Raw genomic sequence first — 23,839 nt, forward strand, 5'->3', positions numbered from 1 at the left:
GAGGTGTTCGAAAATAGGACACCCATTATGAGATTAACGGGTTCGATTTTGAAATACACATTGGGTTTTATAAGTGTACTATGATTATGATACATCCGCATTCTTTAGTGAACTACCTATACTAATCTAAATTACCTTCATAGACTGTATTAATTGCATGGAAAGTGAGGTGAGTAACATGCGAAGACTCTTTATTGCCAGATTGAAAGGCAGAAATGAAGTCCCTCCTGTAAACACAAATGCTTCTGGTTCAGCAAAATTTATAGTTAACAAAAACAGAACTAAAATAAAGTTTACACTAGAAGTTAACAACATTGAAAACTTGGTTCAAGCGCATATCCATTTTGGCAGACGGGGTGAAAATGGACCTGTAATAGTGTTTCTATTCGGTGCTGACTTAGAAACGCTTGAGAAACAACATGGAATATCGACTGGAAGAGGCGTTGTTACAGGAACTATAACAGATGACGATATTGTAGAAAATGACGTTGGTATAAAAACCATAGAAGATTTATTAAAATTTATGGAACAAAAATCAACTTATGTTAATGCCCATACTGAACAAAATCCTGCAGGTGAAATCAGAGGCCAAATTGTACCAAGATAAAGTGAGACTTCCATCAGCGGGGGACTTACGGACGGTTAGCGCCGTGATAAATGTCAGATGTTGAGTCAAGATTTTGTGGACATCAAATTTTTATGTCATCAGTTTATATCACTTCTATTACGAAAAATGTATAAAAATAAACCTTGCCTATTTTATACAGCAAGGTTTATTTTAAATTATGCTAATCTTCCTATCTTTTTCTTACATCTACATTCCGTAAGCGTATAACCTGTTATTTCAAACCCTTTTTGTTTCAAGAAACGAATCGCTAAATTTTTTTCCACATGATTCGAAGCAACAATATGAACTGTTCGAGAAGGAATTTCGTGAAAATATCTTCTTAGGTATGGTATGGGAATCACAACCGCTTCTTCTACTTTATCATTATCCGCTTCCTGATAATCACGGATATCTAGCGTTAATTTTTCCCGATTAAGCTTTTTATCTATTTCTACACATGGGATTCCTTTAATCGGTACATATCGTGTATAGAATAAATGGCTAAAAAATACGATGATCAACAATAAAACAATCCAAAAGATTGACATATTAAGTTATCCTCCATTACCTATGATGAATGGCTCACAAATATCTTACACCGTTACAGTATATTGTCAACCTTTTCCTTTCACCACGGTCTATTGTTTAAGATTTTTAACTTTCTCCCAATAATGGACAATTGTCTTCATTCCTTTATCGAAATGGGCAATTGGGAAGCTTTCATTAGGAGAATGCAATCGGTCATCAGGTGTTCCGAAACCAAGCAATACCACAGGAATTTGATACATTGAGTCAATCCATTCCACAACTGGTATAGAGCCACCCATACGAACATATACCGCTTCTTTTTCAAAGGTTTCTGTAAAGCTCTCTGCTGCTTTGGTAATCAACGGATGATCTGGATCCACTTTATATGCTTTCGCTGATAAAGGTTCACGCTTTATGGTTAGTTCCACCCCTCTTGGCACATGCTGTTCCAAATGTTTTACTAATAAATCCTGAATTTCTTGCGGATCTTGGTCTGGTACTAGACGACATGTTAGTTTGGCCGTTGCAGTAGACGGGATAATGGTTTTCGTGCCCTCTCCCTGGTAACCGCTAAATAAACCATTGATTTCTAGGGTTGGTCTAGCCATAGTATGTTCTTTTGCAGTATAGCCTTTTTCCGAAACCGTCTCTTTTACTCCAGTAGACTCTTCATAATCTTCACTTGGTGCATCTTTAATTAATGCACGTTCTTCAGATGACAATGGTTCAACCTGATCATAAAAGCCTGCTATTTGCACCACTTCTTCTTCATTTTTCATCGTTGCCAAGAGCTGCGCCATTGCCATTGCTGGATTTTTCACCGCACCACCGTACAGACCTGAGTGCAAATCATTGTCAGGTCCTTTCAATGTGAATTCCAACCCGGTAAAACCTTTTAATCCATAAAGAATGGTTGGCTGATCATTGGCAACCATTCCCGAGTCAGAAATGACTGCAAAATCAGCTTGGAATTTTTCCTTTTGTTCATGAAGAATATCATAAAGATTGGCACTACCGATCTCTTCTTCCCCTTCTATACAGACTTTCACATTGATTGGTAATGAGCCTGTCGTTTTCAGGAAAGCTTTTAACACCACGAGGTGCATAAAAACTTGCCCTTTATCATCACTGGAACCGCGGGCATAGATCCTTCCATCTCTAACTTCTGGTTGAAACGGATCACTCTTCCATTGGTCGAGTGGGTCTGGTGGCTGCACATCATAATGGCCATAAAATAAAACAGTTGGCGCGTCTTCACCGGCATCCATCCATTCAGCATATACAAGTGGATGACCTTTTGTTTCCTGAACTTCCACGGTTTCAAATCCAGCGTCCGTTAAATAGTTGCCTACAAACTGTGCCGCTTTTTTCACATCTTCTTTATGGGTGGAATCTGTGCTGACACTTGGGATATGTAAAAAGTTTTTAAGTTCTTCCAGGTGTTGATCTTTATATTTTTCAAGGTATTCAATAACTTCTTTCATCGTCATCACGTTCCTTTCGCTTCTTTCTTTCCATAGTTTAACATGTAAGTGGGGAATCATTCATTAAAAAAGTTTGGGGAACAGTTTTTCCTTTAAAAAATGAGATACAATTTTTCTCCATTTCTGTATGTTTTAACTTCATTAGGGTTATGAAGGACACTTTTCTTCGGTTTTCGCTTCTTTTGTCCTTCATAACGGCTATGAGGGACACTTTTCTCCGGTTTTCGCTTCTTTTGTCCTTCATCACGGCTATGAAGGACACTTTTCTCCGGTTTTCACTTCTTTTGTCCTTCATAACAACAAAAAAACACTTACCTTTTAAAAAGATAAGTGCATTTCTCACTATGATAAAACTATCCCAAAATCTAAGATGTATACTTTAAACAGCCTGCATATTAGTCTAAACCTTTTGCTAAGTCTTCTATTAAGTCATCGACGTCTTCGATTCCGATTGATAGACGAATTAGTCCGTCAGTAATGCCTAATTCTTCACGACGGTCTTTTGGAATTGAAGCATGTGTCATGCGTGCTGGTATCGAAATTAAACTTTCGACCGCTCCAAGACTTTCCGCTAAGGTGAAATAATCAACTTTGCTCAATACTTGATCCGCTTTTTCTCCACTGCCGACATCAAATGCAATCATGCCTCCAAAACCTTCTGCCTGCTGTTTGGTGACATTATGTCCAGCATGTGATGTTAAGCCTGGGTAATATACCTTCTCAACATTTGGATGGTGGTCAAGATAAGCTGCAATTTTGTTCGCATTTTTTTCGATTGCTTCCATACGTAATCCTAATGTCTTGATACCACGCATTAACAACCATGAATCCTGTGGTCCTAAGACAGCACCAACAGAGTTTTGAATAAAATGGATTTCTTCAGCCAGTTTTTCGTCCTTTACAACTGCAAGCCCTGATACAACGTCACTGTGACCACCGATGTATTTCGTTGCACTGTGTAAGACAATATCCGCACCGAAATCTAATGGCGTTTGCAAGTATGGTGTCGCGAATGTATTATCAACCACTAATAAAAGATGATGCTTATCAGCGATTTCTTTCATTTTTTTCAAGTCGGTGACTTTCAACAATGGATTGGTCGGTGTTTCAATATATAGCATTTTCGTATTTGGCTTAATCGCTGCTTCTATCGCTGCGATATCACTTGTATCAACAAATGTGTGTCCGAGGTCAATACGATTTAACACTTTGGTTGTTAAACGATAGGTTCCACCATATACATCGTCTGTTAACACGACATGATCACCAGCTTTGAGCAACATCATAACAGTTGTGATTGCCGCCATTCCTGATGCAAAAGCAAAGCCTGCTTTACCGTTCTCTAATTCTGCGGTGACTGTTTCTAATGCATGTCGTGTCGGGTTACCTGTTCTGGAATATTCGTAACCAGTGTGTTTTCCGGCTTCTGGTTGTCTGTAAGTACTTACTTGATAAATCGGTACAGATACGGCACCTGTTCTTTCATCCCCTGTAATACCGCCATGTACCATTTTTGTTTTACGTTTCATAACTATTCCTCCTACGAATCAAACGTATAATGTGAGACTTCCATCATTGCGAAACTGACTTATCAGGGTGTTAGCGTCCGTTATCCTTCCTTTTGCTTCTTTGAAATACTCAAACCATAAAGTGAAGAGTTAAGGACGATTACCCCCCTAATAAATATCTTTACTTAAATATCGTTCACTACTATCTGGAAAAATGGTAACGATGTTGCTACCTGACTTGGCATTCTCCGCTTCACGTAAAGCGGCAACCATCGCTGCACCTGATGAGCTTCCTACCAGTAGTCCTTCTTTTTTTGCCAGTTGTTGTACCATATCAAAAGCTACATCATCATCAATCGTATGAATTTCATCGAATAATGCACGATCCATATAGTCTGGTAAAAATTCCATACCGATTCCTTCTGTACGATGGGGTCCCACTTCACCACCAGCAATAATCGACCCTTCAGGTTCCACAATTACTGTTTTTGTTGTTGGATTTTTATCTTTGAAATAACGGGCAGCTCCCATAAAGGTGCCCCCTGTTCCTGCACCTGCAACAAAAACAGATATCTCATCCTTTAAGTCATTCTCAATCTCTGGAGCTAATGTTTTATAATAAGTTTCTGGGTTTGCTGGATTTCCAAATTGCTGTGGAGCATAACTGTTCGGGATTTCTGAAAGCAGCTGTTTGGTTTTCTCGATCGCTCCACGCATTCCTTCATCTCTAGGCGTATGGACAACTTCTGCTCCTAAAGCTTTCATTAATAATTGCTTTTCCTGACTAAAGTGTTCTGGAACAACGAAAATAACACTAAATCCTCTATTAACAGCAGCCAAGGCAATTCCGATCCCTGTATTACCAGCCGTAGGTTCGATAATCGTTCCACCTGGTTTCAACTCACCAGATTGCAGCGCTGTTTCGATCAAATTGATTCCTAAACGATCTTTAATACTGCCACCAGGGTTAAAGAATTCTAATTTTGCAAAAAGCCGTACACCGTCCGGGAGTACGAAATTCGATAGCTCCATTAACGGTGTACCACCGATCAATTGTTGTATATTTTTATAAAGTGCCAATCTAATCCCTCTTTTATTCAGCAAACACGATGTGCCATTCGTCTTTTCCAGCTAACATATTTCTAGCGATGTCTTTTGCACCTTCCAAGCTATGGTTAGCTGCCCAGCCGCATTGGACTTCATTACATGCTGGTACATCTGTAGCTTCTACTACATCCTGCAAGGTCTTTTCTAATGCTTCTACTACGTCCTCAAAACTGTCATTGTTCAGGATGGCAAGGTAAAAACCGGTTTGGCATCCCATCGGACTGATATCCAATACATTATCAATGTGATTTCGAATGTTTTCTGCCATTAAGTGTTCAATCGAATGAAGTCCTGCCATATCCATATGGTCTTTGTTCGGTTGACAGAAACGAATATCATATTTATAAACTTTATCACTATTCTCTCCTGTAGTAACTCCTACGAGGCGTACGTATGGTGCTTTTACTTTGGTATGATCTAAATTAAAGCTTTCAACATTCATTTTTTTAGTCATCTTCCAATCACTCCTCTTATTATTTTTCCGCTACAAATAACCAAACAAATTTATTCCGCTGTTTCGCTTCGAAATGAAATCCATTTTGTTCAAAAAGCTGACGTATATCCTCTAATTGAGGATAGTATTCTCTGTTTAAATCCTCCAGTAATTCATGATAGCCCAATTCATGTGCTTCTTGTTTGATTTGCTCTTCTGCCTGTTTATTCTCATAAACTGTATCCGCAAATACTACACGACCACCATCCGCTATCAAAGAATAAAACTTAGCAATCGCTATGTTCTTTTCTTCTTTTGTTAAATGGTGGAAAGCATACGTACTTACAATCGTATCTACTGGTTTATCCGGTAATGGAAATTCAAGAAAATCCCCTTCATAAAGAGCTAATTCAGGTAATTTTTCCTTTGCTAACTCTCTCATCGGTTCTGATGGTTCAACCCCAATTACTTGTAAATCTTTAGCCAATATCTTTTCCGTTAAATTGCCAGTGCCAACACCGAACTCCATTACTGTACCTCTAGCCAACTGAGCAACTTCATTTAATATTGTATCATATCCTTCGAATACATCTCTATACTGAGGATCATGTCCAGTTACAGCTTCATCATACGTAGAAGCCCACTCCTCAAACACTTCCAAAAACTCTCTCCCCATGATAAATTCCTCCATCTATGTTAATTCATACTATTTTACTCTGTTTTATCGGAATTGACACTAATATAGCACAAAAACCTCTAATATGCAAAAGTGTGATTTGGGTAAGATTGCATATAGAAAAAGAGCAAGTATCCGAAGATACTTGCTCCTACTTCCTTATTCTTCATCATTCGGGAAAACTCTTTCGATCATATTTCCAATACGTCTGAAAAAGCCTTCTACCGGTTCGCCCCTGTCTACATCATTAGCATATTCATCTGCTAAATCAAAGAAATCTGGGTTTGTCGAAATATAAACATTGTCAATATCATTGTTAACAGATTTAACTGCTTTTGTGATTTCTTCTCTTGTTTCTTCCGTTAATTCGTCATTGTTTCGGTTTTGATTATTATTATTTGTTCGTTTATCCCATGACGCCGCTACATATGCATTATTATCAGTTGTTAATACATACACACGGTCAATTTCCGGAACATCAGACTGGATTTGTTCAGCTGCTTCTTCCGCTACATCATAATTAGTACCGTCACGTCTGGTGTTAGTCATGTTATCGGCATCTCGGTTTGTTCTACCATCAAACATGAATTGATTGTTGTCATTTTGACGAGTGTTACGGTTCATATTGTCTTGTCCACGAGCTGGATCTGTTGTTTGATTTCTATTATTAGCACGATCATTAGCTGGATCATTGGATGTTTGATTGTAGCCTATCGGTTGTGCAGGATTACCATTATATTCACCATTTTCTTGGCCATATTCATTTCCGCCACATGCTACAAGTGTTAAGGTTGCAGCAAAGGTCAATGCTAAAGCCGGCTTTGGTAATTTCATTTGTTTCCCTCCTTTTTTAAAGATCATGAATAGTATGGATGGAAACAGAACGGCTTATGTTAATTAATATTTGGTAATGAGACCAACAGTTCTTTAGACTTTTTCATTGTAAACCGCACACACTAATTAATGATTCCCCAACTAAAATGAATACAACAAATATGAAAAGCGCAAAGCGCCCGTTTAGAAACTTATGGACTGGAGACGAAACAACTGAGATAAAGGAATCACGGTGAGCTTGCGAACCGATGATGACTTATCGTAGGGCGATTCGTGGAAGTCGCCTAGTTTTTGGGTGCACGGAGCTAGACATCTCCGTTTATGCTTTCTTACCTTATAAAAAAAGGGGGATTATCCGTTGAATATTGACTACGATAAAGCATTATATTATACGCTTTGGGGGCAATGGGATGATTTGCTTGTATTAATGGTCCGAACAAATGATGACTTGCTGTCCAAAAAAATTGAACAATTTTTGCATGCCTATCATTACCCAAGTTCACAGGAATACCTGATAAATTCGCATGAACAACTTATGCATTACATTGACCATGCTTTAGTCAACCAAATGAGCCTTACACAATAAAATAATGCTGGGGAAAGGTTAAATTTGTAAAAACTATATCTTTCCTCAGCTGATCTAAATATGCATTTTGGGTTAGTGTATCACTAACCCAACAACTTATTGCCCACGATATTTAATCTCAAATAAGTCACGACGTCTATCACGCAATTGTCGCACTGTACCTGATTTACGTTGTCTTCTTAAAATTTCTAAATCCACGTCACCAACGACAACCGTTTCAATATTAGGATTACATTCACCGACAATACCATCCCGGGCAAATTCAAAATCCGACGGCGTAAAGATTCCAGATTGTGCATACTGAATATCCATGTTTTCTACTTGAGTTAAGTTTCCTACCGTACCAGCAATAACGGTATAGACTTGATTTTCCACAGCTCGAGCTTGCGCACAATATCGAACACGCAGATAGCCTTGACGATCATCTGTACAGAATGGAACAAAAATAATATTTGCTCCTTGATCAACAGCATATCTTGATAATTCAGGGAATTGAATATCGTAACAAATTTGAATCGCTATTTTTCCACAATCCGTTTCAAAAATACCAACATGATCTCCTGGTTGAATTCCCCACCATTTACGTTCATTAGGCGTTACATGGATTTTATATTGTTTTTCAATCGTACCATCTCTTCTGAACAAATAAGCTATATTATAAATATGATCATTTTCTTCAACAAAATGTGAACCGCCAATAATATTAACATTATATTTCACCGCTAAGTCCGTAAAAAGGGCAATATAATCCTCGGTAAATTCCGACAAATTGCGGATTGCCTTTGAAGGTATCTTTTCATCTATAAATGACATTAATTGAGCAGTAAAAATTTCAGGAAAAACTGCAAAATCAGAGCCAAAATCATAAGCAACATCGACATAATATTCTACTTGTTTGGCAAACTCATCAAATGATTCAATTCGCTTCATCATATATTGGATAACTGTGATTCGTACTGGAAAAGCAGTTTTAAAATGTCGTTTTGTCTGTGGAAGATAATCCACATTATTCCATTCCATCAACGTTGCATATTGTACAGATGCTTTATCATCTGGCAAATACCTTGGATTTATCCGCATTACGGTAAAGCCATTCATTATTTGAAAAGTTAATACTGGATCAAATATATTTTTATTGGTTACTTCTTCCACATACTCTCTTGGCGTCAATTGATGCTTATACTTATGATAGTTAGGAATTCTTCCTCCTATAATAATACTTTTCACATTCATTCGGCGTGCTAAATCTTTTCGCGCTTCATATAATCTCTTGCCAATTTTCATCCCTTGAAAGGAAGGATCTACCATAACCTCAATTCCATATAAATTGTAACCTTCTGGATTATGGTTTGTTATGTATCCTTCATCCGTAATATCGTCCCATGTATGTTGAGCATCATATTCATCAAAATTGATCACGAGGCTGGAGCAACTGCCTATTATCTTACCATCATATTCAACACAAAACTGGCCTTCCGGAAAAATATCAAGATGGCTTTCAAGGTGTTCTTTTTTCCACGGTTCCATATTGGGAAAACATCGTTTTTGTAAGGTGAAAATTTGCTCGAAATCCTCACACTTAATATTACGAACAAAGATTTTCTTTTCAAAACTGGATAAATCAATTTCAGACATGCTACCCCACCCTTTCTGCTCTTTTTCAAAATATATCATATTTTTAACGATATTGCTTTTTTATTTTATTTGATAAGCGCAGAGCAACGGTGCAACAAGGGGTTAGTCGATGTTGCCAAGCATTCTGCAAACCTTCTTTCTCACCGGTTCTAGTCCTTGCATTAAACATCACCAGTGCTACATTCTGTTATTACAGAAAAAACTGTCATCCCTATATGAAGAGATGACAGTTTTTTACTTGTTATGTCCTTTACCTGGATTCTGTTTTTGCTTATCTTTCTTATTCGATTTCTTATTATGATTGACTTTTGATGTATTATTTTTATTATCCTGATTTTTATATTTATTGCTTGTCGCTTTTTGTTTTTTCTGAGTCTGCTTTTTTTTCTTTCCCTCTGTACTCAGCTTTTGACCATCATCGTCTTTCTTTTTTTTTGCCTCTTCGCTCACTTTTTGACCATGATTATCTTTCTTTCTGTCATTATTAGTTGTTTTTTGTTCTTTAGCACGCTCACTTGCATTAACTGGTAAAACAGTAGGATCGTTTTTCTCTTTTTTTGATTCGCCTTGATTGGTTTCCTCAATATCTTCTACATTCTCTTCCTGTTCTGTTTCATCGATTTCGATCTCTTCCTGAATAGCCTCTTCCTCTTGTTCTTGCTCATTATGATTATAAAAATTTTCGATTAGTTCTTTCTCCTCAGTATCTAAGGAAGGTTTAGGCGTATCGTTTTCAGATGATAGTTGTTTTACTTCTGATCCTACACTTGTCCCTAACGACTGTGCTGTTAACTCATTCATTGAGAGATGTTCTGTTTCAGCCTGAGTTCTAAGTTCTTTTGAAACTTCATAAATGGCTACTTGATATCCTAGCTGTTGATAATAACTACCTAATTCATCTTCAAAGTGATGGTCCTGCTGCTCTTCATCATAATAGCTTACCGCCATTAAAACCGGTCGATCCGCTACTGTTCCTGAGTCTAATGTAACTTTATCAAGAATTTCATCTGTCAACGATGTTATGGTATGATTTTTAACCTCTAAATTATCCATCAGTTGTTCAGCGTCATCATTCATCGGTTCAACGTTAAGTACTTGATATTGCTCATCAATGGTAATATTCAAGCTCGGATTAATGTCAATACTAACTACTGCATATGCTTTATCATCTGCTACCCATATGTATAATGGACTTAATAGCAGTAAACATGTTAATACCATAGGAACTATTTTCCATTTAAATATTCCTTTAAAACCCATAAAAAATGATTGCCAGACGGATTCTTTCAGTTGATAAAAGGTTTCCATACCAATTTCTTTTTCCTTCATTGGTATTGCTTTGTGGAACACACCATCTTTATCCATCACGATTGTATATCGCGATTTATGTTCCACAATTAGTCCTTTTTTCACAGATCTACCCCCTTAAGGTATTCTCTTAAATATAAATAATCACCTGTAAGGATAATAAATACCGCTAATATATACTTTCGATTTCGCTCTAACGTTTTTTTACTGACCGATACAACTTTCAGTAAATCTTTAATAGGAACTCTTTTTTTTCGAAGTACATATTCTTTTAAGTTCGGGTCATTTATTAATTGTTTTGCAGCATAAACTGCAGATTCTCGCGCGTCTTGGTGTTTTGGTGAAATTTCAGTAAGTTCTTTAAACGAAATTTTAAACTTCTTCAATTGTTCTGATAACTCGATAATTTCTTGTTTGCGATTCCAGGATTCTTCTTCCAATTGAAATATTTTTTTTGCTTCTGATATCTGTAAGGGACTTTCTTCCAATTCATCCTCTTCATGCATATTCAGAGCTGGATACATATATTGTCGCTGTTCTTTCCGGATATAATCAATCACTTTGCGTTTTATGATGACTTGTGCAAATGCAAGAAATGATGAGCCTTTCTCCCGAGAATACATCTCTATTGCTTCATTAAAAGCAATCATACCGACACTAAATTCATCATTTTGTTTTTGGATATATCTTTTACAGACTTCTGAAACACATTTAGCGATAAATGGTTGGTATGCTTTGATTATATCATTACGTAAATGCTCATCACCTCGCTGTATCAATTCAATTTGATCTTCTAATCTATATTCTCTATCGATCAACTGGCTTTCTATCATATTCGGCACCACCAGTCCTTTATAAATTCGTATTGTATTTATGTTTTTTTGGCTGTTATCAATAAAAATAAATATATTTCCACCAGTTTATTTTGTCACTTTATACAGAATAAAAGAAAATTTTGTTTCTATCTACCATGATTCAATTACAATTCATTAAGTTTTATTTTCAAAAAATAGACACATTTACTCACAGTAGTTAAATAATCACAGAAAATTAATCATATACAGTAGTTCTTTAGAACCTAAAAACAATAGCAATGTGATAAAAGTATAAATACCCTCTTTTAAAGGTAATAAACAAACTCTCAGTAAAAACAATACTGAGAGATTACATGTGTCATTGTTTATATATTTTTAGATATTCTATCGGAACGGCTAAGCCAACTCTGCCGTACATCTCATTTTTCTGAGTAGCAAAAACAACCGCAATGACTTCACCTTGCTCATCTATTACCGGACTACCGCTGTTCCCTCGATAAACAGGTGCATCTAACATGTAGACTGGTTTTTCCCATGAGGATAATTGTGTCTTTCCAATTAAGTCTCCTTCGTTGGCAATGCCATTAAAACGGAGTGGATTTCCTATGAACAGAACATTTTTTAGCTGTTCTGTGCCGTTTTGATCACTCACTTTTAGGTATGGAAGATTTTCTGCCTCTATTTCTAACACAGCAAGGTCAATCTCTGGATAGGTTTCCACAACCTCACCACTGTACAGACCTTCTTCTCGAAAAGCAACAGTGATCCTTGGTTGATCCTCAATGACATGATAATTGGTGATGATCAAACCATCTTCTGATATAGCAAAGCCGGTTCCTTTATTGTCCTCACCTTCAATAACGACAACTGCTTCACGATACTGTCCGACTGTATCATCCTGCATTAAACGCGCTGAAGTTTGAATGAATTCGATAGCTGGAATCGAAAAGGTTTGCGGAAGAATGGTGATCACTTGAATAAACATCGCTATAGCAATCAGCCATATTCCCCATTTTGGGATAAGTGGCTTCTTTTTCTGATTTGCTTCTCTTTTCTCTTTTTCTTTTAGTTTTTGACGTTCGTCTTCAACTAGCTCATACATTTCTTCCGGATCTATTTCTTCATATAAATCTTCATCTATAATATCCCATTCTTTGTCGTCCGAATGTTTCATATTACACCTCATCAAAAACAATCTGTTATTTGTATTATATCATTTTATTTGAAGGAATTACTATCTTGTTTTATATTATATAGAAAGGGAAGGAGTGCTAAGATGTTATTAGATGAAATTCTTGACTATAATAAAAAATTTGTTGAAGAAAAAGGCTATGAGGTATATGAAACAGACAAATTCCCAAACAAACGTGCAGTAATTTTCACATGCATGGATACTCGTTTGGTTGAACTTTTACCTAAAGCATTAAATTTGCAAAATGGCGATGTGAAGATGGTTAAAAATGCAGGTGCTATTTTGAATGATCCTTATGACAGTACAATGAAAAGTATATTAGTAGCAATTCACGCCTTACAAGCAGACGAAGTATTTGTAATCGCACATCATGGTTGTGGAATGAATGGTTTCGATACGGACAGCTTCGTTGATTTAATGAAGGACAAAGGAATTGAACAAACAGCAATTGACAGTCTCGATAAAGAACCAAAAGAGTGGTTAACTGGTTTTGACGATGTTAGTGCATCAGTTGAGCAATCAGTGCGTATTATCGATAATCATCCATTGTTACCTGAAGAAGTGCCTGTACACGGTCTAATCATTGACCCAGCAACAGGGAAATTAGATTTAGTGAAAAAGGGATATTAACTAACAGAAAAGGCTTGGTTCGCACCAAGCCTTTTTACATGCTTACTTTTTATTTTACACTAAGGAACATTTCTCAGCGATGAAAGACTCTTTTTCAGTGTTTTCTCCGCTTTTTCTTTATAATTTATACTCCATAATCAAACTCATCAGGATGAGCGCCAATCCGTTTGTCTGCATTCATCCCTTTGATTTTTTGGATATCTTCATCTGATAATTCAAAATCAAAGATATTTACGTTTTCCTGTTGGCGCCCCTTATGAACAGACTTCGGAATCGTAATGATGCCACTTTGGAATTGCCAACGCACAATAATTTGGGAAGGCTTTTTATTATGCTTGGCAGCTAATTCCTGTAATACAGGATGATCAAAATAACGTGCCTTACCTAATGGAGCCCATGCTTCTACTTTAATATCGTGCTTTTCACAAAAATCTCTAACAGCTTGTTGTTGTAGTTGTGGGTGTAATTCAACTTGGTTCACTACTGGGGTGACTTCTGCTTCTTTTAACAGCTCCTCTAAATGGTGTGGTTCAAAGTTACTTACCCCAATTGCTTTTGCTTCGCCATCACGATATATTTCTTCAAGTGCTTTGTAAGTTTCCGTGAATTTTCCTGGTACTGGCCAGTGTACTAAGTATAAATCAACATAATCCATTTGTAGACGTTCTAAACTACGCTTAAATGCTGCTTTTGTTTCTTCATACCCTTGTTCATCATTCCATACTTTCGTGGTCACAAAAATTTCTTCACGAGGAATACCACTGTCAACAATCGCTTGCCCTACTCCCTCTTCATTTGCATAAAGGGAAGCAGTATCAATATGACGGTATCCTAATTCTAATGCTGAGCGTACTGCATGGTAGACCTCATCTCCTGGCTCTGCTTTGTATACGCCAAGCCCGACTGCTGGTATTTCTGTACCGTTGTTCAGTTTTAATGTTGTCGTTAAACTCATAATTAGAAACGCCTCCTTTTATTTATAAACCATTCACTTTCTATTTTAGTATCCTGTTGGAATTTTCCAAAATAACCTGCTTAATTTGCTTGTTTTTTAATGATTTCAATAACCTTTTCCTTCGCTTCACTGGAACGGTATTGATTCATTTTATCTTTTATTTCAAATTTTTCTTTTTTCAATTCCAATAGAGATCCTACCAATGAATCAGTTGATAAATCTTCTTCCTCTAAAACTCGCGCATACCCTTGCTTTTCAAAAGATTGGGCATTGACAATCTGGTCTCCTCGACTTGCTTGACGTGATAATGGAATCAACAACATTGGTTTATTTAGTGCCAAAAACTCAAAAATCGCATTGGCCCCCGCACGTGAGCAAACCAAATCTGTAATCGCAAGTAAATCTTTTAATTCATCTTGGACATATTCATATTGAACATATCCTTCTTGATCATAGGAATCATCGATATTTTCTTTTCCACAAATATGAATGACTTGAAATTGCCTTAACAGTTCTTCTAACCCTTCGCGGACTGCCTGATTAATCTTTTGCGAACCAGCACTCCCACCCATAATTAATAATACATTTTTCTTGTTGGTAAAACCGGTCATTCCAAAGCCTTTTTCTCTTTTTCCTGTAAAAAGCTCTTCACGAACAACTGCACCGATCCACTCTGCTTTTTGTTCAGGTAAGTATTTTACAGTCTCGGGAAAGGTTGCCAACACTTTTTTGGCAAAAGGAATCGCTAATTTATTAGCAAGACCTGGTGTATAGTCTGATTCATGAATAACGGCAGGGACACCTCTCATTCGTGCAGCCATTAATACAGGGACAGAGACAAATCCACCCTTCGAGAAAATAACAGCAGGCTTCTTTTTGCCAATAATTCGATGTGCTTGCCATGTTCCTTTTAATACTTTAAATGGATCCTTAAAATTCTCTTTGGAAAAATAGCGCCGCAGTTTCCCTGTGGAAATAGGGTGGTATGTCACCCCTTCTAATGGTTCAATTAAATCTTTTTCGATACCATTTGTCGAGCCAATATAATCAATGGTCCACCCCTCTTTTAAAAATTCAGGGATAATCGCCAAATTCACCATGACATGCCCTGCAGTACCACCACCGGTAAAAATGATTTGTTTAGTGGTCATAAATAAAACCGTCCTCTCTTTTAACAAAATATGTTATAATCCTTCTACTAATGTAAAAAAGGAAGAATAGATATGTATCAAGCAAAAACACTACGAGAAAAAATAAGACTCTTTATGATTATACTGATACCGATTCTAATCACGCAAGTAAGTATGTATGCAATGAACTTCTTTGATACGATTATGTCTGGTAGAGCGGGTGCTGCTGATTTAGCCGGAGTAGCAATCGGATCCAGTTTATGGGTGCCGGTACAAATGGCGGTAGTCGGTATTTTAATGGCAATGTCACCGATTGTTGCTCAGATGACAGGCGCAAAAGAAGAGGAGAAAATTCCTTTCACCGTACAACAAGGAATTTATTTATCGATTGGATTAGGGACTGTTGTTACAGTGATTGGTATTTTTCTGATAGATCCAATCTTATCATTAATGGATTTGGAAGACCGGGTACAACATGTTGCAAAATATTATATTATTACAATTGGATTAGGAATGATTCCACATTTTGTCTATAACTTATTGCGTTCATATATTGACGGTCTTGGACATACCAGAATTTCGATGGCGATTATTTTAATTTCACTGCCTTTAAATATTTTGTTTAATTACATCTTTATCTTCGGCAAATTGGGTTTCCCTGCTTTTGGCGGAATCGGTGCCGGTATTGCTTCCGCATTAACTTTTGTTGTCAATTTAATCTTATCAATATGGATTGTCCATTATGTACGTCCATTTCGTGGCCATCGGATTTTTCGTCAGTTCCTGAAACCTTCGTTGAAAGAATGGTTCAGTCAGTTGCGGATTGGACTCCCGATCGGCTTTTCAATCTTTTTTGAAGTGAGTATTTTTTCTGCGGTGACTTTTATGCTAAGTGTATATAGCACCAATACGATCGCCGCACACCAAGCAGCAATTAATTTCGCTTCGTTTTTATATATGATTCCATTGAGTATTGCCATGTCACTAACCATTGCAGTTGGCTTTGAAGTAGGTGCAAAACGGATCCACGATGCCAAAGCTTATTCCTATATGGGTATTATCTCAGGTGTAATAATCGCCTTTTTAGCTGGTGGTATCATTTATCTGTTGGACGATCAGGTTGCCCGGTTATATAGTGACCATCCAGAAGTAATTGAATTAACGAAACACTTCCTGTATTATGCGATATTCTTCCAGTTTGCTGATGCAGTTGGTGCACCTGTTCAAGGAATTTTACGCGGGTATAAAGATGTGAATATTACATTTTGGATGTCTCTGGTTTCCTACTGGTTAATTGGATTACCAAGCGGTTGGTTGTTTGCCAATTATACAAGCTTGGACGCGTTTGGATATTGGTTAGGATTAATCGTCGGACTTTCAGCTGGGGCAATCACCTTATTCGGACGAATGTATTACCTGCAAAACAAGTTAGCCAAATCAGTGTAAATTTCACTCGTAAAAAGGTGTAGCACCATTTAAGCTACACCTTTAAATTCATTACAATTAATCGTTCTTCTGTCATTTCCTCTATCGAATATTTCGGCCCTTCCTTACCGTTACCACTATCTTTCACACCACCATAAGGCATTAAGTCCACGCGATATTGTGAGCCGTCATTGATCATAAATCCACCAACTTCCACATGTTTAGCTGCGTAATAAGCAGTATCAATATTCTGTGTGAAAATACCACCCTGTAAGCCATAGTCTGACTGATTCATTTCAGTAATACACTGCTTTATGTCTGAAAAAGGTATGACACTTGCAACAGGTGCAAAGATTTCTTCACAAACTACACGCATTTCTGGTTTCACATCAGTCAGAATAGTTGGTTTCAATAGTGCTCCTTCTCTTTCCCCACCAATAAAGATATTAGCACCTTTTTCCACGGCTTCCTGAATCCATTCTTCCGCACGTTCTGCCTCATCTTCTGCAATCATTGGGCCAACATCTGTTTCTGGATCAGTCGGATCTCCGATTTTTAAATCAGCCATATATTCTTTCAATTTCTCTAAAAAGATTTCTTGAACTTCTTCATGAACATAAATTCGTTGTACGGAAATACATACTTGCCCGGCAAAGGCAAATGACTGCGCTGCGATTGTCTTTGCTGCTAATTCAACATCTGCTTCTTTATCGACAATCACGGGTGAGTTATTACCCAATTCTAAGATTAGCCGATTTAGTCCTGTCTCTTGTTTTAATTTTAAGCCTACTTTTGCGCTACCTGTAAACGAGTAAAGCGCGATTCGTTGATCTTTCATCATTTGGTTACCAACGGTTGAACCGGAACCTACGACAACTTGTAATAATCCTTTCGGAAGACCAGCTTGATCAAGAATTTCTGCTAATTTTAAAGCTGTGATCGGTGTTTTACTTGCTGGTTTCAAAACAACCGCATTGCCGGCAGCTAGGGCAGGTGCTACTTTATGCGATACTAGATTAAGTGGGAAATTAAATGGACTTATCGCACCTACAACTCCTACTGGCACTTTGATGGTAAAAGCCATCCTGTTTTCCGAACCTGGTGCTGCTTCAACCGGGACACCTTCACCATGGATTCGTTTCGCCTCTTCTGCTGCCACCAAAAAGGTTTGGGAAGAACGATCAATTTCAGCTCTTGCCTGTTTTAACGGTTTTCCAGCTTCTCGTGTAATGATCATTGCCAGTTCTTCTTTTTGATCAGAAATAAGCTGAGAAGCTTTAAGTAAAATTTGATAGCGTTCAAATGGTGAGAGTTTCTCTCGTTCAAAAGCTTTGGAAGCACTAGTAATCGCTTCATCCACAGACTCTTCACCCGCTTTGGCAACCCTTGCATAAACTTCCTGTGAATATTTATCTAACACATCTAATGTTTCATTAGTATCTATCCATTTTCCATCAATAAAAAGTTGAAACTGTTGCATTAGTTTAACACCTCTGCTTACTTAGATTTATGATTGTTATTCCACTTCCTTACTATTTTAAACGTTTGTTAGAAAAAAAAGAAGCCTCACACATTATGAGACTTCTCTTTCATTATTATTCTTCTGGATCATAAATAAAATAATCGAAATCAGCGTGTTTGTTTTGACCAGATGTGTCCTGACATTGCATACCGACGAATGCACCTGTAAAGAATCCTCCACCTTGGATATAATCGTCTGATAGCTTATATGATTCGAATTCAACCGGTACTGTATGCCAAGTTTCTCCGTCAAAGGAATAAGAGTACGTATAGACAGATGTTTTTACGTCCACACGTAAGTAAACATATTCGACATCCTCTGGAATTTCAATTTCGTTTCCTTTAATCGGCTGGTCGAATGTAGTATTATCACAAGTCATTAATTCCAGAATACGGCATTTTTCTTCATGCCATGTGATCTGAAATGAAGTCCAATTTTCAGTATTATAGTAATTCACCAAACCAGCAGAATGTTGGAAATCTTCCGGCTGAAATGCTACTTTTGTTTCTGCTCTGAAGTTAAAGTGTTGCCAACGTCTTGCGATAAACGATTGTGTAAATAAAGAAGTAAGTGATTCTCTACCATATAAGCGTAAATGACCAGGATTATCTTTTAAAGAAACAATATCTTCTCCTAATGGAATACGTAAACTTTGGAAATGAAGGTTTAATTCATCTGCATCAAAGTCATCTTTTGTCGGATAATCAGGATCCCATTTTACTTCTTCGATATCCGGTCCATCGATTTCTAATGAAGGCTGATTACCACCGACGACATATGGCCAATCTTCTTTCCACTCTACTCGTTGAATAGCTGTTTCACGACCTAATGGACAAAACCCGCGAGGATCTAATAAGGGTTGTTCTTCTCTCGGTAAAATACGGCCAGTTAAATGGACAAGGAACCATTCATCGGTATGTGTTTGTACAATGGAGGCGTGTCCTGCTTTTTGCAACGGATTTCTTGGATATGGCCATGACGTAATAAGTGGATTTTTCAGATGTACTTCATATGATCCGGTAAGTTCTTTCGAACGTGCAATGGTTGCACAGTGATCGAATTTCGTACCACCCTCAGCTGTTAATAGATAATAGTAGCCATTCCATTTATATAAGTGTGGTGCCTCTGTTAATTTAATATCAGTTCCCTTAAAAATAACTTGCGGTTTACCGACAAGCTTTTGTTGTTTATGATCATATTCCTGTAAGACAATTCCGTAGAAGTTATGATGTCCAACACGGTGGTCCCACTTCATGTTTACTAAGTATTTTTTACCGTCATCATCATGGAAAAGTGATGGATCAAATCCTGAGCTGTTTAGGTAAATTGGATCTGACCATTCCCCATCAATCGTGTCACAAGTTGCTAAATAGTTATGAGAATCTTTCCAGTTACCGTTTACAACTTTGACATCCGTGTAAATTAAGTAGAATTGACCATCTTGGTATGATAACTGTGGTGCCCAAATACCACCGGAGTTTGGGTTACCCTTCATATTTAATTGACTTAGTCTATTAAGTGGTCTGGATGCTAATCGCCAGTTTTTTAAATCCTTAGAATGGTAAATACCTACTCCAGGAAACCATTCAAAAGTTGAAACCGCGATATAATAGTCTTCCCCTACTCTACAAATGCTTGGATCTGGATTAAAACCTGTTAATATTGGATTTTGAATTGTAGCCATTGTTTCACCCCTACTTTATTTTGTAAACGTTTAATTTTTTACAATCAATAGTATAGCATAAAACGCACACAAAGTATAATGGATAAACTAAGTTTTTAGCAAATTTTCTGTACTTTTATAACTGAAGCAGAAAAAATGCGTATAACTCAAAGAATCAGTCCATTTTTAACCATGAAAAAAAGCCAGGCATGACCTGACTTTTTCTTTTTATAAGAATAGACCTGCCATTGTTGCAGATAGGATAGAACCTAATGTTGCACCGATCAGTAATTTCATACCGAATTTTGAAACGGATGCACCTTTTTCACTATCAATCCCTTGTACTGTACCTGCAATGATACCGATAGAAGAGAAGTTAGCGAAACTAGTTAGGAATACAGAAACAACCCCAACCGTTTTTTCCGATAATTGACCAATTAATGGCTCTAGTTCTAACATGGCTACGAATTCGTTTGTAATGATCTTCGTGCCCATAATACCACCTGCTTGGATTAATTCGCCTGGAGCAATACCCATTAAGAATCCAATTGGATATAGTACATAACCTAAAATTTCCTGTAACGTTATGCCAGCGAACACCGCTGCAATTGCCCAGTTTACTAATTCTAAAGCCGCAATAAAGGCGATTAACATGGCTGCTACGATTAAAGCAATTTTACCACCATCTAATGCACCATTCCCCATTGCTTCAAAAAAGCTCTTCGCTTCCGAAACATTTTTAACATCTACTTCATCATTTTCTTTGTCCACTTTAACTGGTGCAATAAGTGACGCAATGATCAGAGAACTGAACATATTCAATGGAATTGCCACTAACACGTATTGTGCAGGAAGCATTTGCATATAAGCCCCAATAATGGAAGCTGATACAGACCCCATTGCTGAAGCACTTACAATATAAAGACGATTATTATTCAAGTGATGAAACTGAGATTTAATTGCAATAATTGCTTCAGATTGACCAAAGAACATACTATTTACGGCATTAAAAGATTCTACTTTCGGTAATCCGGTAATTTTCGAAATTCCCCAGCCAATATATTTAATGATTAATGGCAGGATCTTTAAATAAGTAAGTACGGATAATAAGGTTGAAAAGAAAATAATGATTAATAACACGTTGAAGAAGAATACAGAACCACCTTCTTCAATAGCAACTCCACCTAATACAAAGGCAATACCTTCATTAGCAAATTCAATTAATTTATTGAAAACGTCTGCAATAAAATTAATAATTGCCTCACCAATTGGTGTCATAAACATAAACCAAGTAGTTAGAACTTGTGCTAAAAGCATGAGTCCAATTCCTACAAAATTAACATTTTTGCGATCATTTGACATCGCATACGCAACAGCTAGTACTATAATAACTGCTATAAGTCCTAATAAAATTCCCACAAATTTTCCTCCTTTTATAAAACACTATTATTCTTACCTTACCCAACCACCTGTAGAATTACACCTTATTTTAGCATGAAAATGTTTTCTTGTGGGAGCGTAATTCAAAGTCTAAAAATTATGAAGATTTAAAAGATTCAGCCACCTTTACTAATTCTTTTTCTGAAAGTGATTCTTCACTTGGCCGATAAATAATTTGATATGTAACCCCTTCTTTTTCCCAATGTAAAGTTTGGGAATATGGCTGATCTTGATAATAACCTTCTAATGAATCCATTAATGAAATGGTTTCGAAATCACTTTTATCTTGGTATAATTCTCCATTAATCAGTTGTATTGTAAAGATGTCGTTATTTTGAGTGAACATTGTAATATCAAACGCTTCATTATCAAGCTCTTCCAAATAAAAACGATCGGTGACAAGTATCTCAGCAGCGATGGGAACATAAGATGGTAATTCTGCGCTAAAGTCTAGATTTTCCATAGCCTTTTCTACTTTGTCTTTTTCATAGGAATAAAAGCCCTCAGGAATAGCGGATTGTGCATTGCATCCTATTAAGAATAAAAGTATCATAATTGTTGTTATCACGTGCTGAAAAAACTTCATACTTGTCTACCTCCATAAATCATTTCATATACTATTAGACGATTGGTAAGAATGATACGTTTCAAAAAAGTAAACATCTTAAAAATTGGTTAACTTTTTGCACTTATTATAGCATTTTTCGTGAATGTTAGTCATATATACCTAAAATAGTTTGTAAATACTAAGCAGTTCGCCAATGAAAAATAAACACTAAAAATATTTCTTCAAAGAAAAACGCCGATACTATTTAGCATCGGCGTTACTTTTATGGAAGAAGTGTTTCATAGCATAGAAAACATCTTCTTTATTTTTCAAAACATATTGTTTAAAACGTGAATGATCGACTTCTTTGAATGCTTGCATGAGTGTGGAATACCGGTTGTACTGATTGACTTCCCCATAACAAAACATACTTGCTTTCTCTAACAATTTATAAACCGCTTCTAATGATCTCCGGTTATCGGAAGTTAAATTATCACCATCTGAAAAATGAAATGGGTAGATATTATAACGACTGACAGGATATTTTTCATCTACCAATTCCAATGCTTTACGGTAAGCGGAAGAACAAATCGTTCCACCACTTTCTCCTTTTGTAAAGAATGATTCTTCATCTACTACCTTTGCTTCTGTATGGTGGGCAATAAATTCTACGTCTACTGTTTCATATTTTTTGCGTAAAAAACGAACCATCCAAAAGTAAAAACTGCGGGCCACATATTTTTCAAATTGTCCCATCGAGCCGCTTGTATCCATCATTGCTAACACAACGGCTTTTGATTCTGGTTTTTCGATATTATCCCATGTTTTATATCGTAAATCATCTGGATAAATTGGGTCAAAGGAAGGGTTCCCCTCTAATGCATTTCTCCGATAAGATGCCAGCATCGTCCTTTTCTTATCGATGTTTCCTGTTAAACCTTTTTTACGTATATCACGAAACTCTACATCAGTAATCGTAATATTATCTTGTTCTTTCTCCATCAAATTGGGCAATTCTAGCTGTGAAAAAAATGCTTCCTCTACTTCCTCAAAATCTACTTCTGCCTCATAATAGTCTACTCCGGGTTGATTTCCAGCTTTCTCACCTTTTTGTCCCTTTTTGGCTTGTTGTGGGTCTTGAGCAACGACATCTCCTACCTCACTGTCTCCGTTTCCTTGCCCTACATGTTTGTTTTTAGATTGACTATAGCGTATTTTATATTCGTCTAAAGAGCGAATAGGTATGCGAATAATTTCTTTTCCTCGAGACATAATGATATTTTCTTCACTAACAATATCTGGTAGTTTCTTTTTGATTACTTCCTTTATTTTGTCTTGATGTCGTTTTTGGTCATCAAACCCTTTTCGATGGAGGGACCAATCTTCCTCTGCAATCACAAAGTTACCATCAGCCATCGAATCCCCTCCTTCGCTTGTATTATTTTATTGTATGCAACGAAAGAGAGAATGATTAAGCATTTTTAACAGAAATTAAATTGATTATAGTGTAATGATTTTACCAATTGTGCATAATGAACGTAGCCTAGTAGATAAAAACTACGAACCAATGAAAATTCCCGTTAGTTTGGCTTTCTTCCATTCTTCTGAAGTGGCGTGTCGGAAACGCTCCGGCAGAATACTACGCTTTCCTGCGTGCCGTTCCCATAGGAGTCTCCGTATTCTGCCGCTGGTTCTAATGTTCTGATTGTTGAAAGAAGAAAATCTTCGGATATATAAGCAAGGGCCTTCTTCTCACTATTCCAAAACTAGTCAAAGCTGCGGAAAAATGCGACGGTCAATCACTCAACAAAATG

At 36.9% G+C, this 23,839-nt stretch carries 22 protein-coding genes; 4 read left to right on the forward strand and 18 right to left on the reverse strand.

Annotated elements, in window-relative coordinates; all coding sequences use genetic code 11:
- Window positions 1–178: 178 nt before the first annotated feature.
- A complete protein-coding gene (locus GI584_RS17680) occupies window positions 179–607 on the forward strand; it encodes a CHRD domain-containing protein (RefSeq protein ID WP_100359476.1) in 429 nt (142 codons plus the stop codon).
- Between the two features lie 176 nt (window positions 608–783).
- Here the strand turns inward: GI584_RS17680 and GI584_RS17685 are convergent, their stop codons facing one another.
- The 7 genes from GI584_RS17685 to GI584_RS17720 all read right to left on the reverse strand — a co-directional run bounded on the left by GI584_RS17685 (window position 784) and on the right by GI584_RS17720 (window position 7,177).
- A complete protein-coding gene (locus GI584_RS17685) occupies window positions 784–1,155 on the reverse strand; it encodes a rhodanese-like domain-containing protein (RefSeq protein ID WP_153792037.1) in 372 nt (123 codons plus the stop codon).
- A 90-nt stretch (window positions 1,156–1,245) separates the two neighbouring features.
- On the reverse strand, window positions 1,246–2,619 hold the full coding sequence (locus GI584_RS17690) for a dipeptidase (RefSeq protein ID WP_407647370.1): 1,374 nt from the start codon (window positions 2,617–2,619) through the stop codon (window positions 1,246–1,248).
- A 395-nt stretch (window positions 2,620–3,014) separates the two neighbouring features.
- Entirely contained in the window at window positions 3,015–4,148 is a 1,134-nt protein-coding gene (locus GI584_RS17700) for a bifunctional cystathionine gamma-lyase/homocysteine desulfhydrase (protein WP_100359473.1), read from the reverse strand.
- A 147-nt stretch (window positions 4,149–4,295) separates the two neighbouring features.
- On the reverse strand, window positions 4,296–5,207 hold the full coding sequence (locus GI584_RS17705) for a PLP-dependent cysteine synthase family protein (protein ID WP_153792040.1): 912 nt from the start codon (window positions 5,205–5,207) through the stop codon (window positions 4,296–4,298).
- Between the two features lie 13 nt (window positions 5,208–5,220).
- Complete coding sequence (locus GI584_RS17710; RefSeq protein ID WP_153792041.1) at window positions 5,221–5,688, reverse strand: S-ribosylhomocysteine lyase; 468 nt, start codon at window positions 5,686–5,688, stop codon at window positions 5,221–5,223.
- A gap of 19 nt (window positions 5,689–5,707) precedes the next feature.
- Window positions 5,708–6,343 (reverse strand): class I SAM-dependent DNA methyltransferase, encoded by a 636-nt coding sequence (locus GI584_RS17715; RefSeq protein WP_153792042.1) that lies wholly within the window; start codon window positions 6,341–6,343, stop codon window positions 5,708–5,710.
- A gap of 159 nt (window positions 6,344–6,502) precedes the next feature.
- Window positions 6,503–7,177: a YhcN/YlaJ family sporulation lipoprotein gene (locus tag GI584_RS17720; RefSeq protein ID WP_100359469.1), complete on the reverse strand. Its 675-nt coding sequence runs from the start codon at window positions 7,175–7,177 to the stop codon at window positions 6,503–6,505.
- A gap of 358 nt (window positions 7,178–7,535) precedes the next feature.
- Between GI584_RS17720 and GI584_RS17725 the strand changes: the two genes are divergently transcribed.
- A complete protein-coding gene (locus GI584_RS17725) occupies window positions 7,536–7,763 on the forward strand; it encodes a YhdB family protein (protein ID WP_100359468.1) in 228 nt (75 codons plus the stop codon).
- A gap of 96 nt (window positions 7,764–7,859) precedes the next feature.
- Here the strand turns inward: GI584_RS17725 and GI584_RS17730 are convergent, their stop codons facing one another.
- The 4 genes from GI584_RS17730 to GI584_RS17745 form a co-directional block, all read right to left on the reverse strand.
- A complete protein-coding gene (locus tag GI584_RS17730) occupies window positions 7,860–9,398 on the reverse strand; it encodes a bifunctional GNAT family N-acetyltransferase/carbon-nitrogen hydrolase family protein (protein WP_153792043.1) in 1,539 nt (512 codons plus the stop codon).
- A gap of 234 nt (window positions 9,399–9,632) precedes the next feature.
- Window positions 9,633–10,811, reverse strand: a complete 1,179-nt coding sequence (locus GI584_RS17735) for an anti-sigma-I factor RsgI family protein (RefSeq protein WP_153792044.1) — start codon at window positions 10,809–10,811, stop codon at window positions 9,633–9,635.
- A complete protein-coding gene (gene sigI / locus GI584_RS17740) occupies window positions 10,808–11,539 on the reverse strand; it encodes an RNA polymerase sigma-I factor (protein WP_100359465.1) in 732 nt (243 codons plus the stop codon). The genes GI584_RS17735 and sigI overlap by 4 nt, the downstream gene beginning before the upstream one ends.
- Before the next feature lie 340 nt (window positions 11,540–11,879).
- Window positions 11,880–12,695, reverse strand: a complete 816-nt coding sequence (locus tag GI584_RS17745; protein ID WP_153792045.1) for a S1C family serine protease — start codon at window positions 12,693–12,695, stop codon at window positions 11,880–11,882.
- Window positions 12,696–12,797: 102 nt separating this feature from the next.
- On the opposite strand from GI584_RS17745, the gene GI584_RS17750 reads away from it, so the two are divergent.
- The gene (locus GI584_RS17750) at window positions 12,798–13,343 is read left to right on the forward strand and encodes a beta-class carbonic anhydrase (protein ID WP_100359463.1); all 546 of its coding nucleotides are present in this window, start codon (window positions 12,798–12,800) and stop codon (window positions 13,341–13,343) included.
- A 124-nt stretch (window positions 13,344–13,467) separates the two neighbouring features.
- On the opposite strand, the gene GI584_RS17755 is transcribed toward GI584_RS17750, so the two are convergent.
- The gene (locus GI584_RS17755) at window positions 13,468–14,298 is read right to left on the reverse strand and encodes an aldo/keto reductase (RefSeq protein WP_153792046.1); all 831 of its coding nucleotides are present in this window, start codon (window positions 14,296–14,298) and stop codon (window positions 13,468–13,470) included.
- Between the two features lie 80 nt (window positions 14,299–14,378).
- Complete coding sequence (locus GI584_RS17760; protein ID WP_153792047.1) at window positions 14,379–15,449, reverse strand: undecaprenyldiphospho-muramoylpentapeptide beta-N-acetylglucosaminyltransferase; 1,071 nt, start codon at window positions 15,447–15,449, stop codon at window positions 14,379–14,381.
- A gap of 72 nt (window positions 15,450–15,521) precedes the next feature.
- Between GI584_RS17760 and GI584_RS17765 the strand changes: the two genes are divergently transcribed.
- A complete protein-coding gene (locus GI584_RS17765; protein WP_100359460.1) occupies window positions 15,522–16,874 on the forward strand; it encodes an MATE family efflux transporter in 1,353 nt (450 codons plus the stop codon).
- 34 nt (window positions 16,875–16,908) lie between these two features.
- Here the strand turns inward: GI584_RS17765 and GI584_RS17770 are convergent, their stop codons facing one another.
- The 5 genes from GI584_RS17770 to yhbH form a co-directional block, all read right to left on the reverse strand.
- Window positions 16,909–18,333, reverse strand: a complete 1,425-nt coding sequence (locus GI584_RS17770) for an aldehyde dehydrogenase family protein (protein ID WP_153792048.1) — start codon at window positions 18,331–18,333, stop codon at window positions 16,909–16,911.
- A 115-nt stretch (window positions 18,334–18,448) separates the two neighbouring features.
- Window positions 18,449–20,059 carry a glycoside hydrolase family 43 protein gene (locus GI584_RS17775; RefSeq protein ID WP_153792049.1) on the reverse strand — a complete coding sequence of 537 codons (1,611 nt, stop codon included), beginning with the start codon at window positions 20,057–20,059 and terminating at the stop codon, window positions 18,449–18,451.
- A 207-nt stretch (window positions 20,060–20,266) separates the two neighbouring features.
- Complete coding sequence (locus GI584_RS17780) at window positions 20,267–21,457, reverse strand: NupC/NupG family nucleoside CNT transporter (RefSeq protein WP_153792050.1); 1,191 nt, start codon at window positions 21,455–21,457, stop codon at window positions 20,267–20,269.
- A 118-nt stretch (window positions 21,458–21,575) separates the two neighbouring features.
- The gene (locus tag GI584_RS17785) at window positions 21,576–22,064 is read right to left on the reverse strand and encodes a DUF4367 domain-containing protein (protein ID WP_153792051.1); all 489 of its coding nucleotides are present in this window, start codon (window positions 22,062–22,064) and stop codon (window positions 21,576–21,578) included.
- A 222-nt stretch (window positions 22,065–22,286) separates the two neighbouring features.
- On the reverse strand, window positions 22,287–23,441 hold the full coding sequence (yhbH, locus tag GI584_RS17790) for a sporulation protein YhbH (RefSeq protein ID WP_153792052.1): 1,155 nt from the start codon (window positions 23,439–23,441) through the stop codon (window positions 22,287–22,289).
- Window positions 23,442–23,839 lie beyond the last annotated feature (398 nt).

It is taken from the genome of Gracilibacillus salitolerans (assembly GCF_009650095.1).
GTDB lineage: Bacteria > Bacillota > Bacilli > Bacillales > Amphibacillaceae > Gracilibacillus > Gracilibacillus salitolerans.